Raw genomic sequence first — 16995 nt, 5'->3', positions numbered from 1 at the left:
GCCAGCAAGGCCGGCGCAGTCCTTTCAGGACCGGCCGGACCTTTGCCTCTTCAGTAGCGATAATGCTCCGGCTTGTACGGACCTTCAACCGGCACGCCGATATAATCCGCCTGCCGCTCGGACAGTTGCGTTAACTTGACGCCCAGATGATCGAGGTGGAGCGCGGCCACCTTCTCATCCAGATGCTTGGGCAGGACGTAGACCTCGTTCTTGTAATCGTCACCCTTGGTGAACAGCTCGATCTGCGCCAGCACCTGATTGGTAAAGCTGCTGCTCATCACGAAGCTGGGATGCCCGGTCGCGCAGCCCAGATTGACGAGGCGGCCCTTGGCCAGGATCAGGATCTGCTTGCCATCGGGGAAAGTGACAAGATCGGTGCCAGGCTTGATCTCTTTCCATTCGTAATTGTCGAGCGCGGAAATCTGAATTTCGGAATCGAAATGACCGATGTTCGACACGATCGCCATATTCTTCATGGCTTTCATGTGTTCGCCTGTAATGACGCTTTCATTCCCCGTCGCGGTCACGAAGATGTCGCAGCGTTTTACCGCCTCATCCATGGTGACGACTTCATAACCTTCCATCGCGGCCTGCAATGCGCAGATCGGATCGATTTCGGTCACCATCACGCGCGCGCCGCCATTGCGCAGCGAATCGGCCGAACCTTTGCCGACGTCGCCAAATCCGGCGACGCAGGCGACCTTGCCCGCCAGCATCACGTCGGTCGCGCGGCGGATCGCATCAACCAGCGATTCCTTGCAGCCATACAAATTGTCGAACTTCGACTTGGTCACGGAATCATTGACGTTGATGGCCGGGAACGGCAATTTGCCTGCCTTGGCGATGTGGTAAAGACGGTGAACGCCGGTTGTCGTCTCCTCCGACACGCCGCGGATCGCCGCAACGCTCTTCGTCAGATAGCCAGGCTTGCGTTTGATGAACGCCTTCAGCGCGCGCTGCATTTCAATCTCTTCGGCGTTCTGGGGGTCGGGCATGTCCTCACCCGCTTCCATCCGGGCGCCCCATAGCGCGAACATGGTCGCATCGCCGCCATCGTCGAGGATGAGATTGGCCGTCTGGTCGTCGCCCCAATCGAAGATGCGGCCGACGTAATCCCAATATTCGGCCAGCGTTTCGCCCTTGATCGCGAACACCGGCACATCTGTTGCAGCGATGGCGGCAGCGGCGTGGTCCTGTGTCGAAAAGATATTGCACGTTGCCCAGCGCACTTGTGCACCAAGCGCGGTCAGCGTCTCGATCAGCACGGCCGTTTGAATGGTCATGTGCAGCGACCCGGTAATGCGGGCACCTTTGAGCGGCTGCGAAGCGCCGAACTCCTTGCGCAGGGCCATGAGGCCAGGCATTTCGGTTTCGGCAATGGCAATTTCATTGCGACCGTATTCGGCAAGCCCGATGTCGGCAATCACATAGTCGTGAGTCTTTGCGGCAGTGGCCAAAGGGTAAGCTCCTGTCGGATGTCATGGCTGGGGCGCACCAGCGGCACGCTGTTCATGCGCAACCCCCTACCCTTTTGCTCTCGAAAGGGCAAATATAAAGAAAGTCTTATATTGCTATGCCATCCCGCGAACAGATCGCTTTGCCGCGACACGGCCAACATGCGGCACACGCTTCTGCCCTGCCTTGGCTGGGTAGGTATCGCCGCTGTCTTCGCGTGCGGCCATACCCAAACTGAGAAGCGCAAATATGATGATCGAGGAAAAATGCATTCCACCAAAGCCGAAGCTTTCGAACGGCAGCCGCATCGCAAAGAACACCCAAAGCGCACAGCACAAGACCAGATCGACATGCGACCGCACCATCGCCTTTGAAAACAGCACGACTGAAAAAAATCCGACGACAATGGCGTAAAGGGCCAGTCCGACAATGCCCAGATGCACTAGGATCTCGCGCGGCGTGTTGTGAAAATTGAAGCCCGAACGACCCTTGATGCCCATCATCCGCCACATGTATTCAGCATCGAGATTGTTGTGGACCCAGAAGCCATTGAACCCGAGGCCGAACCACGGACGCGCTGCAATCAGGCTGTCCGCCTTGAGCCACAAATCGGCACGTCCGGTCAGGCCGGAATCCTTGCCGCTGCTTTCGAGCACGGCTTCGTAGATGAACGAGAACCAGTAATCCTGTGCAATCACCAGCGCCACGACGCTGACCAGCACCACGATAAACAGCGAAATGCGGGCCTGCACCGGCAGCCGGCGCGATAGCAGCCACAGCAACAGGCAGGTCGATGCTACGACAGAGCCAATCAGCGCACCGGTCGCTTTGCTGGACCAGAGAAGCCACAGCGAAATCGGCAAGGCCAGCCAGGCGCAGAGCAGCCATACCCGCTCCTTGCGCTGCGAAGCCCAGGCGATTGCAGCCAGCGACATGATGAGCGTGACCCCGGCAACTTCGCCAGCAGCATTCTTCGACGCCAGCAAACCGGCGTAAGCGGCGCCCCCCGCGCCCCAGCCGACCCAGCGCCCTAACATCAGGCTGAGAACCGCGAAGATGAAAAAGGCGAGGAACGTGCCTTTCAAAAAGGCGGTTCTGGTCAGCCCGCAGCCAAACATGACGCCGGCAAACACTGTGACCAGGAACAGGAACCCGTACCGCAGGGTGGCTGCCGGATAAGGCGACCAGAATACCGAAAGCAGCGCCAGCAGAGGGATAAGCAGCAACGGCCAGGCAATTTTCGCCACCTGCGGCAACCGGTCCGCGAACAGCACCACATAAGCGGCAACCACTGCAAATATCGTAAGCGGAGTAAGCGGCCCAAGGTAGCTGTTAAGCAGCAGCGCCAGCAGCGCCACCGACAACAGGCCAATCTGAACCCACAGGACCACGCCGGGCGGACTTGCCAGCAGCATGGCCGACCGCGCACGCCGACCGCCGAGACCTTTTCTCATGGCTGAGCGCTGCCCAGGCTGACTGCCGATCGTCGATGCTCCGGAACTTGCAAACCCGGCCCGTGTCGATCCGCTCTGCCGCGAACTCGGCCTTGCCATTGTTCTTGCGCGCCTGTCCTTCATTCTCACGATGCCATCATACCTGTTCTGCAGCAGCAGTGCAGATACTCCGCCGCCAGTCCAGTCGCAAGCGGGCACATCTTGTGCGCCTCGCCTGCGACACGGTTGGCGGCGCAGATCACCTTTGCCCGTGGTCCAAATCTGCCTCGTTCTGGGGCAGGTAGAGCCGCTCGCCGTGCGCCTTGTAGACCTGCGACATGCGCGCCATGCCTTCGCGCGCTTCCTCGCGCTGTTCAGGCGGCGTTTCGCGCGCGATGTTTTCCGAAGCCAGATAGCTGTCGCTGTTCTGCCTGGCGGCAAAATCGCGCACTTCCTGCGTGATCTTCATCGAACAGAACTTGGGCCCGCACATGGAACAGAAATGCGCGGTTTTGGCTCCTTCGGCGGGCAGCGTCTGGTCATGATATTGCTCCGCCGTTTCGGGATCGAGCGACAGGTTGAACTGATCACGCCAGCGAAACTCGAACCGTGCCTTGCTCAATGCATCGTCGCGCACCTTGGCCGCCGGATGGCCCTTGGCAAGGTCGGCGGCATGGGCAGCCAGCTTGTAGGTGACGACACCGACTTTCACATCGTCGCGGTCGGGCAGGCCCAGATGCTCCTTGGGCGTGACATAGCAAAGCATGGCGGTGCCGTACCAGCCGATCTGCGCCGCGCCGATACCGCTGGTGATGTGGTCGTAACCGGGTGCAATATCGGTGACGAGCGGGCCAAGCGTGTAGAACGGCGCTTCGCCGCACGCCTCCAGCTGCTTTTCCATGTTTTCCTTGATCTTGTGCATGGGCACATGACCCGGCCCTTCGATCATCACCTGCACATCCTGTGCCCAGGCGCGCTTCGTCAGCTCGCCCAGCGTATAAAGCTCGGCGAACTGTGCCTCATCGTTGGCGTCGGCGATGGAGCCGGGGCGCAACCCGTCGCCAAGCGAGTAAGCGACGTCATACGCCTTCATGATCTCGGTGATGTCGTCGAAGCGTTCGTAGAGGAAGCTTTCCTTGTGATGCGACAGGCACCATTTTGCCATGATCGAGCCACCGCGCGACACGATGCCGGTCATCCGCTTCGCCGTCATCGGCACATAAGGCAGCCGCACGCCGGCGTGGATGGTGAAATAATCGACGCCCTGTTCTGCCTGTTCAATGAGCGTGTCACGGAAGATTTCCCACGTCAGATCCTCGGCAATGCCGCCGACCTTTTCCAGCGCCTGATAGATCGGCACGGTGCCGATCGGCACGGGGCTGTTGCGGATGATCCATTCGCGCGTGTCGTGGATGTTGCGCCCGGTACTCAGGTCCATGACCGTATCCGCGCCCCAGCGGGTCGACCACACCATCTTGTCGACCTCGGCCGCGACATCGGATGCGACCGCGCTGTTGCCGATATTGGCGTTGATCTTGACGAGAAAATTACGCCCGATCGCCATCGGTTCGCTTTCCGGATGGTTGATGTTGCTGGGAATGATGGCGCGGCCGCGCGCGACCTCGTCCCGCACGAATTCCGGCGTGACATAGTCCGGAATCTCGGCGCCCCACGCCTCGCCATCGCGCACATGGTCGCGCATCTGCTCCCGACCCAGATTTTCGCGCGTGGCGACATATTCCATTTCGGGGGTGATGATGCCGCGCCGGGCGTAATGCATCTGCGACACGTTCTGGCCTGCCCGCGCCCGCAACGGCCGGCGCACGACATTGGGGAAGCATGGCACGCCGCCGCTGCGGTCGGGGCCAAGCTGGCCATTGTCTTCGGGCCGCACCTCGCGACCGTCATATTCCTCGACATCGCCGCGTCCGATGATCCAGTCGCGCCGCAATGCAGGCAATCCTGCCTGGATGTCGATCAGACCTTCGGGATCGGTGTAGGGTCCGGACGTATCATAGACCCGCACCGGCGCATCGTCGCAGGACGGATCGAGCACGATTTCACGCATCGCGACCTGGTGTGGCCCCACATAAACCTTGCGGCTGCCGCGAATGGGGCCAGTCGTAACGCCGATTTCCACAGGTGAATTGATATCTGCCATGCTCTCTCTCCTTGTCGAGAGAGGGAATGCGGATTCCGATGATGCGGCCCGCCCTTCCCTCCGCCCGCATTAACGGGTTCAGGTTCTACGGGTCGCAGGGTGCTGATCCTGCCTCTCAACCCAAGCGGGCTCCCCGGGGATGCAGCGATCGTATCCGGTCATGGCCGCGCCGTAAAGCAACATCGTCATTGCGCAGGGTCATTGCGCAGGGCCATTGCGCAGGCCGCGCTCCTGTGCGAGCAGGCGAGCCATGGCCAGACCTTACGATATCGCCATTGCCGGCGGCGGGCTTGCCGGCGCGCTGGTCGCGCTTGCGCTGGCCCGGCATCACCCCGAACTGCGCGTCGCCCTTGTCGAGGCGGGCGATACCATCGGCGGCAATCACATCTGGTCCTTCTTTGCCACTGACATCGCCCCTGCGCATCGCGCGCTGGTCGAACCGCTGATTGCCGCCCGCTGGGACGAGGGATACAAGGTGGTCTTCCCACGCTTCAGCCGCGTTCTCGACACCCCTTACCGTTCCATCACATCTGAGCGGCTCGACGCCGCAGTGCGCGCAGCTCTTGCACCCGAACAGGTGATGACAGGGGTCACGGTCAGCAGGGTCGCTGCGGACGGGATCACGCTTGATGATGGCAGCGTTGTCGCAGCACATGGAGTCATCGACGCGCGCGGGATCGCTGCGCAGGATGTGGCACTGCTGCGCGGCGGCTGGCAGAAGTTCACCGGGCAGATGCTGACACTCGAACGCCCGCACGGTTTGCAGCGGCCGGTCGTGATGGACGCCAGCGTGGTGCAGCATGACGGCTACCGCTTCGTCTATTGCCTCCCATTTTCCAGCCACGAGGTGTTTGTCGAGGACACCTATTACAGCGACACGCCTGAACTTGACCTGGCGTTGCTGAAGCAGCGTATCGCCGAGTATGCGCAAGGACATGGCTGGACCATCGCCCATGTTTCCCGCACCGAAACGGGCGTGTTGCCGGTGGTCAGCGGCGCCGGGCATACCGCTTTTGCCAGCGTTTTTGCGCAGGGCACCGGCGTCGCAGGCGTGCGGGCCGGCCTGTTCCAGCCACTGACCAGCTATTCGCTGCCCGATGCGGTACGCTTTGCCCATGAGCTGGCAGCGCTCGATGATCTTGGCAGCGCCGCGCTGGCGCGGTTCAGTCAACGCTATGCGGCCCACCATTGGCGTTCGCGCCGGTTCTACCGAACGCTGACCGCCATGCTGTTCGGTGCCGCCGCGCCGAAAGACCGTTACAAGGTGCTGGAACGGTTCTATACGCTCGATGATGCACTGATCGAACGGTTCTACGCCGGGCAAGGCACTTTTGGCGACAAGGCACGCGTGCTCGCCGGCAAGCCGCCGGTGCCGCTGTCTGCGGCAATCCTTGCACTGGCGGGCTCGGGCGCACCCGGTTTCCTGGAGACGAAACGACAATGACGGACAATGGCACGGCACAGCGTGCAGCGGTAATCGGCGCAGGCTTCGGCGGCCTGGCACTGGCCATCCGCCTGCAGTCCGCCGGCATCGACACGACTGTCATCGAAGCGCGGGACAAACCGGGTGGTCGCGCCTATTTCTGGGAACGGGACGGCTTTACGTTCGATGCCGGCCCCACGGTCATCACCGACCCTGATTGCCTGGCGCAATTGTGGCGGCTTACCGACCATGACATTGCCGAGGATATCGAGCTTCAGCCGGTCCAGCCGTTCTACCGGTTGAACTGGCCCGATGGCACCAACTTCGACTACACCAACGATGTGGCAAAGCTTGCAGCCGGCATCAACAGCCTGAACCCGGCCGATCTTGCCGGTTACGAAGAGTTCCTGACCTATTCCGCCGCAGTTTACGAAGAAGGTTATGTGAAGCTCGGCCATGTGCCGTTTCTCAGCTTTTCGAGCATGATCAAGGCCGCACCTGCCTTGATGAAGAACCAGGCATGGCGCTCTGTCTACTCCATGGTCTCGAAATACATCCAGAACGAGAAGCTGCGCGAGGCACTGTCGTTCCACACCCTGCTGGTCGGCGGCAATCCGATGAACACCAGCTCCATCTACGCGCTCATTCACAAGCTGGAAAAGGATGGCGGCGTGTGGTGGGCCAAGGGCGGCACCAATCGGTTGATTGCGGCCATGGTCCGGCATTTCGAACGCATTGGCGGCACAGTTCGTCTTGGCGATGCGGTCGCGCGGATCGACACCATCGGCAATCGTGCAACCGGCGTCACGACCAGGAGCGGCTGGCATCAACCCTTCGATGTGGTCGCCACCAATGGTGACCTCATGCACAGCTATCGCGATCTGTTGTCCGGCAATCGGCGCGGTCCGCAGGCGGCACGCACGCTGGCGCGCAAGAGATGGTCGCCCAGCCTGTTCGTAGTTCATTTCGGGCTTGAAGGAACCTTCCCGCACATTCCGCACCACATGATCCTGTTCGGGCCGCGCTACAAGGGTCTGCTTGATGACATCTACAAGCATGGTGTGCTGCCACAGGATTTCTCGATCTATCTTCACCACCCCAGCGTCACCGATCCGTCGATGGCGCCGGCGGGCAAGAGCACGTTCTACGCGCTGGTGCCGGTGGCGCATCTGGGCAAGCTCAGGATCGACTGGAAAACCGCCGGAGCCGATCTGGAACGGCGCATTCTGGACGAGATCGGCAGACGGCTGATTCCTGATATTCATGACAGGGTGGTGACGAAGTTCCATTATTCACCACTGGATTTCTCGCACGACCTGTCCGCCCATCTGGGCAGCGCGTTCAGCCTTGAGCCGCTGCTGACGCAGAGCGCGTTTTTTCGTGCGCACAATCGCGATGATGAAATCGGCAATCTGTATTTCACCGGCGCGGGCACGCATCCGGGCGCTGGCATCCCCGGCGTTGTCGGCAGCGCGAAGGCGACGGCGCGGCTGATGCTGGCCGATCTGGCGCGGTAAGATCCTGCCGTGGTGACCATCGCGCCGCGTGGCGAACTCGTTCGTCATGCGCATCGGTCGATCGCGCGCGGCTCGAAAAGCTTTGCCGCGGCCAGCCGGCTGTTCGCGCGTCAGGAACGCGAGCGGGTCTGGCTGCTCTATGCCTGGTGCCGGGCATGCGACGATCTGGCCGACATGCAGGAGATGGGAGGACCGCTGGGTGACCAGTCCGATCCGGAAGCGCGGCTTGCCATCATCCGCTCGCGCACCGCGCTTGCGCTGGCGGGCAAGCCGACCGGCGATCCTGCCTTTGACGGGTTCGGCGTGGTGGCGGCTGAATGCGGCATAACTGCCGAGGATGCAGAGGACGTGATAGCCGGCTTTGCGCTCGACAGCGCTGATTGGCGCCCCCGCAGCGAAGCGGACATGATGCAATATTGCTACCACGTAGCAGGCGCGGTCGGCGTGATGATGGCGTTGGTCATGGGTGTATCGCGCGAGGATGAGGAAACGCTGGACCGCGCCTGCGACCTGGGGCTGGCGTTCCAGCTTGCCAATATCGTGCGCGATGTGTGCGAGGATGATGCTGCCGGGCGCTGTTACCTGCCTGTCGAATGGCTGGTGGAGGAGGATATCCCGCCCGGCGAACACATGAAGCCGCCCTATCGTGCAGCGCTGGTCAGGCTGGTGGCGCGGGCCTGCGCCATCGCGCGCAGCCATCAGGCATCGGCGCGAATCGGCGCGGCGGCGCTGCCGTACCGGGCACGCTGGGCCATTCTTTCGGCCAGCGGCATTTACGGAAAAATAGCAGAACTGGTGCAGGATGCAGGACCGGCCGCATGGGACCATCGTGCCGGGACGAGGCGCTGGGCCAAGTTTGGCTTCGTCACTCGCTCTGCTGCGCAGGCGTTGCGTGCTCCGGGACCGGAGTGCCATCATCTTGCGCAGCAGCGGCGCTGGTCCCGCAGGCAATTTGCGACAGGGGCGCGTGGATGAAAATGGTTGGCAGGAAACGCTATCGAGGAGCACCGCCGCTCCAGTTCTGGCCGAAAGCAAAGCGCAAGTCGCGAATGCCCGGCGGGGCATTGACGCTGATCATCATGTCCTTGTGCCTGATCATGGCAGGCATCTTGCTGCGCCAGGACGTGACGATCGGCGACATCACCATCGGCGCGCCTTCTGCGACCACCGGGCAACTCGGCATCCCTCCCGCCAGCGCCGCAGACACGCTGTCCGCCCGCTTCGTCATGTGCGATGGACCGGCGCGTGACAATTGCGTGGTCGACGGAGACACGTTCTGGTTCGCGGGCGACAAGATCCGCATTGCCGATCTCAACACGCCCGAGACATCATCCCCGGATTGCGACGCTGAGCTTGTGCTGGGAACAAAAGCGACAGATCGGCTGCGCGAATTGCTGAACGCCGGCCCGTTCAGCCTGGTTGCTGCCGACCGGGATGAGGACCGTTACGGCCGCAAATTGCGCACAGTGGAACGCGGTGGCCAGTCGCTGAGTGAGATTCTCATCCGGGAAGGGCTGGGAGAGAGCTGGAAAGGCTATCGTTCCGGCTGGTGCTGAGCGGCATTGACCCTGCACCTGTTCCCTGCACCTGTTCATCGCCTGTTCGCATTTCGGTGCTAAGCAGGCTTTGAAGAAGCAGGAACACTTCTGGTTTAAGGTGCGTTGAAACATCATGACATTAACGGTTCTGCTGCACGACATTACCGGCGCCAATGAAGCGGAAACGGCTTTCATTCGTGAATCAGTCACGCTTCTGCGTGAGGCGGTCGCGATGCCGGGCTTTGGCGCGAGCATCCGCAAGGCTGATTATGGCGGCAGCCTGTGGCAAGGCATGCATGGAAAGATCCGCGCCTTGTCTGGTGATGAGATCTGGGAACGCGTTCACGATGGCCGAGAGGCAGGCACCACTGGTGACCACGCTCTCAATCTGTCGATCGATGTTGCGGACCTGCCCGGCCCCGAAACTGCCAACGGTGCGCGGCCCATCATCGGCAGTACGCAGGCAGGACAATTGCCAATCCGAAGCGCCCGCTGGTTTGTCCAGGCCTGCATGCTTGCCGACGATCCGGTAAATATGGCCGCGCATCTGATGCACCAATGGATGCATGTGTCGGGCTTTGTTCACGGTCCGGACGGACATGACAGTCTTGACGCTCCCGCAGTGGTCGCAAGGCTGGTGCGCCGTGCGCTGGAATACCATCACGGCAACCGCATCAACGCCGAAATCACCGCAGCGCTGATCGGCGGTGATACCGGCTGCTACGCGACCACGTCTGCAAACCTACTGTAAAATTGCAATAGCTGCTCCGGTTGTGTTCTCCTGCATGAAGCGGGACGTTCCAATTGTCTTCTCACACCCCTATCTCTCGTGGCGATGGCCGATACAAATCATGACGCGGCGCGCTTCGACACGCTTGCCCTGCCTGCGGTGCATGCCAGCCATGCCGGTTGCTGGTTAAGCGACCGTGATGGGGCGATCCGCACCGTAGTGCGCGGTGAAGCGATCCTGGCCGCTTCACAATCGCCATTGCTGATGTTGAATGCGCCGCTGGTGGCCAACAGGCTTGGCTACCCCGAACTTTCAGGGCTCGATCTGCTTGAGCTGTTCGCTTTTATCTACCCAGCGAGATTTCTGGTGCCGACGCCGCACGGACTTGCTGAAACGCTGGGGCTGCCCGCACCACAAGGTGATGCCGACGTGCCGCGGCTCTTGGCACAGGCAGCCGGAGTGCTCTTTGCTGCAAGCCAGCGGGATGATTGGGCGGAGCGGGCAGGCGCATGGGCGGTCCTTCAATCGCTGTCGCGGCTGCACTGGCCTTGGGCGGGTCTGCTGGCGCGTCATGTGAAGCGTCCGGACCGAGCGGAGCCGTGGCTGTTCGGCAGATTGCCGCAATGGGAAGACCGGGCACCACGGCCGGCGCCGGCTTCGATCATCCCCGATACAGGTGCAATCGCCAACAGGCTCGACAGTTTGACAGGAGCAGGCGCCGAGGTGCGCGAGGGGCAGCGCCACTATGCCACTGCGAGCGCCCATATCTTTGCCCCGCGCCCTGCCCTTGGCCAACCGAACATGCTGCTTGCGCAGGCAGGCACGGGCATTGGCAAGACGCTGGGTTATCTTGCGGCAGCGTCGGTGTGGAGTCAGAGCGCAGGTGGGACGGTATGGGTGTCCACCTACACCAAGGCGCTGCAGCGGCAATTGCGCCGCGAGAGCCGTCGCGCGTGGCCCGACCCGACAGGGCTGCTCTCGCCCGCTTCATCGGCAAAGCGGCTTGCTGGCCAAGCGATTGATGCAACTGACAATGTTCCGCAATCGAGCCTGGCTGATGCCACCCAGCAAGAAAGTCAGGCGGCAGAGACCCCAGCCGTAGTGGTGCGCAAGGGGCGCGAAAATTACCTGTGCCTTCTTAATCTGGAGGATGCGCTGCAAGGCGGCTATTCCGGACGCGCCGGTATATTTGCGCAGATGATCGCGCGTTGGGCCGCTTTTACAGAGGATGGCGACATGATAGGCGGCGACCTGCCCGGCTGGTTGCCGACGCTTTATCAGCGGCGCGGTCTGGCGGCACTTACCGACCGGCGGGGCGAATGCGTTTATGCCGCATGTCCGCATTATCGCAAATGCTTCATCGAACGCGCGGCGCGCCAGTCTGCCCATGCCGATCTCGTGATCGCCAATCACGCGCTGGTGATGGTGCACGCTGCTCGCGGCAGCGGCAATGGCGAGGATGCAGAACAACGGGTTCGCCCGTCCCGCATCATTTTCGATGAAGGACATCATCTGTTCGATGCCGCCGATGCTACCTTTGCTGCCGCGTTGTGTGCAAGCGAAGCAATCGAGATGCGCCGCTGGATCATCGGCCCCGAAGGCAAGGCGAAAGGCAGGCGACGCGGCCTTGCTGCAAGATTGGCCGATCTTGCCTCCTATGACGAGGAGGGCGGCGCGGCCATTCGCCTGGCTGGAGAAGCCGCGCAAGCACTGCCTGCAGACGGCTGGCTGACGCGTATTGTCGAGGAGAACCCGCTGGGTCCGGTAGAGGAACTGCTTGGCGCAGTACGCGAAGTGACGCTGGCACGCGATGTGAAGGGGCAGGATGCAGGCTATGGTCTGGAAACCGAAGCTGCCGATCTGCCTGCCGGCTTCATTGCCGCGGCCGTCATGGCCCACAAGGCCTTGTCGGAGTTACGTCGCCCGTTGCAGGATCTGGCAAGGCGGCTCGAAGCGGTTCTGACCGACCCGCCCGACTGGCTGGACGGGCAAGGACGTCAGCGGCTGGACGGAGCGCGCCACTCGCTGGCATGGCGGATCGATACGCTGGTTGCCTGGGAAGCCATGCTCGACCGCATTGGCGGCCCGGCAGATGAGGACTTCGTCGACTGGCTGGCGGTGGAACGTGGCGACGGACGCATCTATGACGTTGCCATTCATCGCCGCTGGCTCGATCCGATGCGGCCGTTCGCCTCGTCCGTGCTGAAGCCCGCGCATGGCGTGATGCAAACCAGCGCGACCTTGTGCGGCCGTCTTGACCCTGCGCAAAGCGCGCTCGACTGGCCGGGCGCGTTGCGCCGGTCCGGCGCAGCCTATCTTGACGTCGTTCCAAAGCTGCTCGAGGCAACCAGCCCCTTCGATTATGAGAATCAGGCTGAAGTGATCATCGTGACTGACGTTCGGCGCGGTGACATCGCCGGTCTTGCGGCCGCATATGGACAGTTGATCGAGGCCTCGCGTGGCGGCGTCCTCGGCCTGTTCACCGCTATTCGCCGCTTGCGAGCGGTGCATGATCGCATTGCCGACCGGCTGGCTCGTGGCGGGCTGCCGCTGTACGCCCAGCACGTCGACCCGATCGACACGGGAACATTGGTGGATATCTTTCGTGACGATCCACACGCGAGCCTGCTCGGCACCGACGCACTGCGAGACGGAGTCGATGTTCCGGGCCAGTCGCTCCGCCTTGTTGTCATGGAGCAGGTGCCATGGCCAAAGCCATCAATCCTGCACCGGGCCAGACGCGCTGCGCATGCGGCGGATGAAACCCGCCTGGCACGGCAGGATTATGACGACGGCATTGCCCGTGCGCGCCTTGCGCAGGCGTTCGGCCGACTGATCCGCACCCGGCAGGACCACGGGCGGTTCGTTGTGCTGTCGGCTGCATTTCCATCCCGCTTGCTGTCTGCATTCCCGCAAGGCACGCCGGTCCGACGCATTGCGCTTCACGAGGCTTTACAATTGGTCAGCGGCGGTGTTTCGTCCCCCGACGCAGAAGTTAGCAGCGTACAGGAGATTGACGCTTGAAGACGATCGGACTGTTGCGCCACGCCAAGTCCGAGGAACATGTGCCAGCCGGGCGAGATTTCGATCGCGGTCTGAACGCCAAGGGAGAACGCGCAGCCTTGGCAATCGGTCGCCACATCCATGCGCATGGACCTGTTTTCGAGCGGATCATCGCCTCTCCCGCGGCAAGGGTGCGCGCGACGCTCGATATCGTGCGGCAAGCCATCGGCGACGCTGCGCCGCAGGTCATTGAAGACCGACAGCTTTATCTTGCCACCGCTGAAACCATTGCCGAAGTGGCGGCGGAACATGGCGGCGGCGTCGACAAGATGCTGATCGTGGCGCATGAGCCCGGCCTTGCGGACTTTGTGCTGAGCCACGTGCCTCACGAAAATGGCAATTCGCTGCGCGAGACTGTTGCAGAAAAATACCCGACCGGCGCCTTTGCCGTCCTGAACTTCGATATCGAGGATTGGTCGCAACTGGCAGCCGCTCAGGGCCGGCTCTGCACTGTGACAAGGCCGCGGGATCTCGACGTCAGCCTTGGGCCCGAGTTTGCCGATCAGGCTTAGTCGAGCGCGTCGGCAAGCTTGTTCCGAATTGCACGCAGGCGTGCCGCCACAGCGGCCGCACCGGACCAACCGGGTGTGGCCATGGCGGCATCGGCGGCGGCGCGTTCGGTCTGGCCAGTCGCCGGCATGTACGCAGGTGCCTGCGGGGCAGTGGATGCAGCGCTTCTGGACTTGCCATCCTCAAGCAGTAGTTTGCGCGCACCGCGAATCGTCATGCCCTGCTGGTTTAACAGGACATCGATACGTCGCAGCAGGGCCACATCTTCTGGCCGGTAATGTCGGCGGCCGCCGCTGCGCTTTGCTGGCCGGAGCATCTCGAACTGCTCCTCCCAATACCTCAGAACATGCGGCTTGATTGCCAGCGCGGCTGACACCTCGCCAATGGTGCGGAATGCCTGCTGATCCTTGCCATCCGCGAAAGACGTAGCCCCGCTCCTTGCTTCGTCCTCGGTCACAGCCCGCTGACGCGGTCTTTCAGGATCTGGCTGGCACGGAAAGTCACGACTGTGCGCGGCGTGATCGGCACTTCTATCCCGGTCTTCGGATTGCGCCCGACCCGCTGGTTCTTTTCCCGCAACATGAAAGTGCCAAAGCCGGCGATCTTCACATTCTCACCGGCTTTCATCCGGTCACCGATATGCTGCAGAAGCGATTCGATCATATCGAGCGATTCGGCACGGCTGAAGCCCAATTTCTTGTGCATGGTATCTGCCAGATTGGCGCGCGTCAGTGTTCCCGGCATTGAACTTCTCCTGTAACGTTGCGGGAGCGCTGTCCTATACGCTGCTTCACACCCGCAGCAGGCTGGCACCCCACGTGAACCCGCCTCCCATAGCCTCCAGCATGACGAGATCACCCTTTTTGATGCGTCCGTCCCTTACCGCCACATCATAGGCAAGCGGCACGCTCGCGGCAGACGTGTTGGCGTGAATGTCCACCGTTCGGATGACTTTGTCAGCAGGTAGGGAGAGTTTACGAGCCGTGGCGTCAAGTATTCTAGCATTGGCTTGATGTGGCACAACCCAGTCAAGCTGAGCGCCTTCCATTCCTGCCTCGTCGAGTACCTGTGTAAGCACATCGGCAAGATTGACGACCGCATGGCGGAAAACTTCGCGCCCCTTCATCCGCAGCTTGCCTACCGTGCCCGTTGTGGACGGGCCACCATCGACATACAGCAAGGATCCATGTTCGCCATCGGTATGCAGCCGGGTGCAGATGATGCCAGGCGCGGTTTGCGCCTCTGATGCTGCGATCTCCTGCGTTTCCAGCACGAAAGCGCCCGCTCCGTCGCCGAACAGAACGCAGGTGGTGCGATCGTCCCAATCCACGATGCGGGTGAAGGTTTCCGAGCCTATGACCAGGGCGCGTTTCGCCATGCCGGTCTTGAGCATGGCTTCGGCGGTGCCGAGCGCGAACAGGAAACCTGAACATACCGCTGCAACATCGAAGGCGAATGCATTCTTGCAGCCAAGTTCGTGTTGTACCCAGCTTGCGGTGGAGGGAAACGTCTGATCCGGAGTTGCGGTTGCCAGCACGATCAGCCCGATTGTGTCAGGATCGACGCCTGCGGCATCCATTGCCCGGCGCGCGGCATCGGCGCCAAGCGTTCCGGTCGTCTCACCCTCGCCGGCGATGTGGCGCTGGCGAATTCCGGTACGCTCCACGATCCATGCATCGTCGGTGTCGACAGTCTGCGCCAGCTCGGCATTGCTGACTACCCTTGTAGGCAAAGCGGAACCGCTGCCCATCACGACGACCCTTGTCATTGCTCCTGCCGTTGCATCGCTCATTTGCCGACCTGCAGCATGCTGTTTCCGTCTGCGTCGCCCATCGCTTCCTTGCGCAAACCCCGACTGTTCAGATCAAGCGGCGCAGCCTCAAGCGTCATGCCGGCGGTAAGGTCAGCCGTGATCCGCTCGGTGAGGTTTTCTTCCAGCAACCGGGCAGTCAGCGCGACCGCATGGGCAACCCCGACGGCCGTGGCGCTGCCATGGCTTTTGACGACGATCCCGTTCAATCCGAGGAACACTGCCCCATTGTGATTGTTGGGGTCGAGATGATGCTTCAGCAATTCCGTTGCCGGCCGTGAAATAAGAAAGCCGATCTTGGAGCGTACGGAGCTTTGGAACGCCTGCTTCAGCAGGTCAGTCACAAAGCGGGCTGCTCCCTCGACTGCCTTAAGGGCGATGTTTCCGGAAAATCCATCGGTTACAACCACATCGGCGCTTCCACGCGCCAGCTTGTCGGCTTCGATAAAGCCATCAAAACGCAGGGCCAGCCGTTCACCCGCTCCACGCAGCTGGTCGGCGGCGTCGCGCAGCGCTTCTGTTCCCTTGGTTTCTTCCGTGCCGATGTTCAGCAACCGGACCCTTGGCGATGCAAGACCGGTTGCGATGCGCGAATAAGCCGCACCCATTATCGCGAACTGAACGAGGTTGCGAGCATTGCATTCGGTGTTCGCGCCAAGGTCGAGCATCACGAGATCGGTTTCGCTCATCGTTGGCAACAACGCTGCCAGTGCAGGCCGGTCAATTCCGGGCATGGTGCGCAAGGACACCTTGGCCATCGCCATGAGCGCGCCTGTATTGCCGGCAGAAACAGCGGCGCCTGCGTCGCCCTTCTTGACTGCCGCAATTGCCATGCCCATCGACGTGTTTCGCGCGCGGCGCAGTGCCTGCGTGGGCCGCTCGTCGCCACCCACCTGTTCAGAAGCGTGCAAAACCTCAGACGCGCCGCGCAGATTGGGGTGTCGTTCGAGCGCTGCCTTGATCCGTGTCTCATCCCCGACCAGCAGGAATTTGAACCGGTCGTGTCGGCGACGCGCAAGCGCCGCCCCTTCGATCATCACGCGCACGCCTTCATCGCCACCCATCGCGTCGACAGCGATCCGCGGCAGGTTCATCGGCAATACTCCGGACGGGGAATGCGCGGAAATCGGGTCGGAAGCAGGCGTCAGGCGCCTACAGCCACAATTTCCCGACCATTATAATGACCACAAGCATTGCACAGATTGTGCGGCCGCTTCAATTCGCCGCAATTGCCGCACTCGTGAAAAGCAGCCGGCTTCAAGGCGTCATGCGCCCGACGATTGCCGCGGCGGTGGGGAGAGGTTTTTCTTTTTGGGACAGCCATCTTGGCACCTGTAGGATGAATTGCGGAACTG

At 61.8% G+C, this 16995-nt stretch carries 14 protein-coding genes, 1 pseudogene and 1 riboswitch; of the genes and pseudogenes, 7 read left to right on the top strand and 8 right to left on the bottom strand.

Going from position 1 to position 16995, the window contains the following annotated elements:
• Window positions 1–50: 50 nt before the first annotated feature.
• The 3 genes from ahcY to thiC form a co-directional block, all read right to left on the bottom strand.
• Window positions 51–1457 (bottom strand): adenosylhomocysteinase, encoded by a 1407-nt coding sequence (ahcY, locus tag RM533_RS02540; protein WP_311339607.1) that lies wholly within the window; start codon window positions 1455–1457, stop codon window positions 51–53.
• A 114-nt stretch (window positions 1458–1571) separates the two neighbouring features.
• Complete coding sequence (locus RM533_RS02535; RefSeq protein ID WP_311339606.1) at window positions 1572–2909, bottom strand: O-antigen ligase family protein; 1338 nt, start codon at window positions 2907–2909, stop codon at window positions 1572–1574.
• Window positions 2910–3147: 238 nt separating this feature from the next.
• Entirely contained in the window at window positions 3148–5049 is a 1902-nt protein-coding gene (thiC, locus tag RM533_RS02530; RefSeq protein WP_311339605.1) for a phosphomethylpyrimidine synthase ThiC, read from the bottom strand.
• 38 nt (window positions 5050–5087) lie between these two features.
• A riboswitch (TPP riboswitch) is annotated at window positions 5088–5195 on the bottom strand.
• Between the two features lie 104 nt (window positions 5196–5299).
• Here thiC and crtY point away from each other — a divergent pair.
• The 7 genes from crtY (at window position 5300) to RM533_RS02495 (ending at window position 13832) form a co-directional block, all read left to right on the top strand.
• On the top strand, window positions 5300–6493 hold the full coding sequence (gene crtY, locus RM533_RS02525) for a lycopene beta-cyclase CrtY (protein WP_311339604.1): 1194 nt from the start codon (window positions 5300–5302) through the stop codon (window positions 6491–6493).
• Window positions 6490–7989 carry a phytoene desaturase gene (locus RM533_RS02520; RefSeq protein WP_311339603.1) on the top strand — a complete coding sequence of 500 codons (1500 nt, stop codon included), beginning with the start codon at window positions 6490–6492 and terminating at the stop codon, window positions 7987–7989. The genes crtY and RM533_RS02520 overlap by 4 nt, the downstream gene beginning before the upstream one ends.
• An 18-nt stretch (window positions 7990–8007) precedes the next feature.
• Entirely contained in the window at window positions 8008–8964 is a 957-nt protein-coding gene (locus tag RM533_RS02515; protein ID WP_432265013.1) for a phytoene/squalene synthase family protein, read from the top strand.
• Entirely contained in the window at window positions 8961–9545 is a 585-nt protein-coding gene (locus tag RM533_RS02510) for a thermonuclease family protein (protein ID WP_311339601.1), read from the top strand. Before RM533_RS02515 ends, RM533_RS02510 begins: the two co-directional genes overlap by 4 nt.
• Before the next feature lie 115 nt (window positions 9546–9660).
• Window positions 9661–10278 carry a hypothetical protein gene (locus tag RM533_RS02505; RefSeq protein WP_311339600.1) on the top strand — a complete coding sequence of 206 codons (618 nt, stop codon included), beginning with the start codon at window positions 9661–9663 and terminating at the stop codon, window positions 10276–10278.
• Between the two features lie 84 nt (window positions 10279–10362).
• On the top strand, window positions 10363–13281 hold the full coding sequence (locus RM533_RS02500) for an ATP-dependent DNA helicase (RefSeq protein ID WP_311339599.1): 2919 nt from the start codon (window positions 10363–10365) through the stop codon (window positions 13279–13281).
• A complete protein-coding gene (locus RM533_RS02495) occupies window positions 13278–13832 on the top strand; it encodes a SixA phosphatase family protein (RefSeq protein WP_311339598.1) in 555 nt (184 codons plus the stop codon). The genes RM533_RS02500 and RM533_RS02495 overlap by 4 nt, the downstream gene beginning before the upstream one ends.
• On the opposite strand, the gene RM533_RS02490 is transcribed toward RM533_RS02495, so the two are convergent.
• The 5 genes and pseudogenes from RM533_RS02490 to rpmF all read right to left on the bottom strand — a co-directional run bounded on the left by RM533_RS02490 (window position 13829) and on the right by rpmF (window position 16964).
• A complete protein-coding gene (locus tag RM533_RS02490; protein WP_311339597.1) occupies window positions 13829–14287 on the bottom strand; it encodes a MerR family transcriptional regulator in 459 nt (152 codons plus the stop codon). The genes RM533_RS02495 and RM533_RS02490 overlap by 4 nt on opposite strands.
• Window positions 14284–14580, bottom strand: a pseudogene (locus tag RM533_RS02485) (integration host factor subunit alpha); the annotation flags it as partial. The gene RM533_RS02490 and the pseudogene RM533_RS02485, both read right to left, overlap by 4 nt.
• A 40-nt stretch (window positions 14581–14620) precedes the next feature.
• A complete protein-coding gene (locus RM533_RS02480; protein ID WP_311339703.1) occupies window positions 14621–15598 on the bottom strand; it encodes a beta-ketoacyl-ACP synthase III in 978 nt (325 codons plus the stop codon).
• Window positions 15599–15618: 20 nt separating this feature from the next.
• Window positions 15619–16734 (bottom strand): phosphate acyltransferase PlsX, encoded by a 1116-nt coding sequence (plsX, locus tag RM533_RS02475; RefSeq protein ID WP_311339595.1) that lies wholly within the window; start codon window positions 16732–16734, stop codon window positions 15619–15621.
• Between the two features lie 50 nt (window positions 16735–16784).
• A complete protein-coding gene (rpmF, locus tag RM533_RS02470) occupies window positions 16785–16964 on the bottom strand; it encodes a 50S ribosomal protein L32 (RefSeq protein ID WP_311339594.1) in 180 nt (59 codons plus the stop codon).
• Window positions 16965–16995 lie beyond the last annotated feature (31 nt).

This window comes from Croceicoccus esteveae (assembly GCF_031846435.1).
GTDB classification, from domain to species: domain Bacteria; phylum Pseudomonadota; class Alphaproteobacteria; order Sphingomonadales; family Sphingomonadaceae; genus Croceicoccus; species Croceicoccus esteveae.
This window is presented reverse-complemented; position numbering and strand designations above follow the sequence as displayed.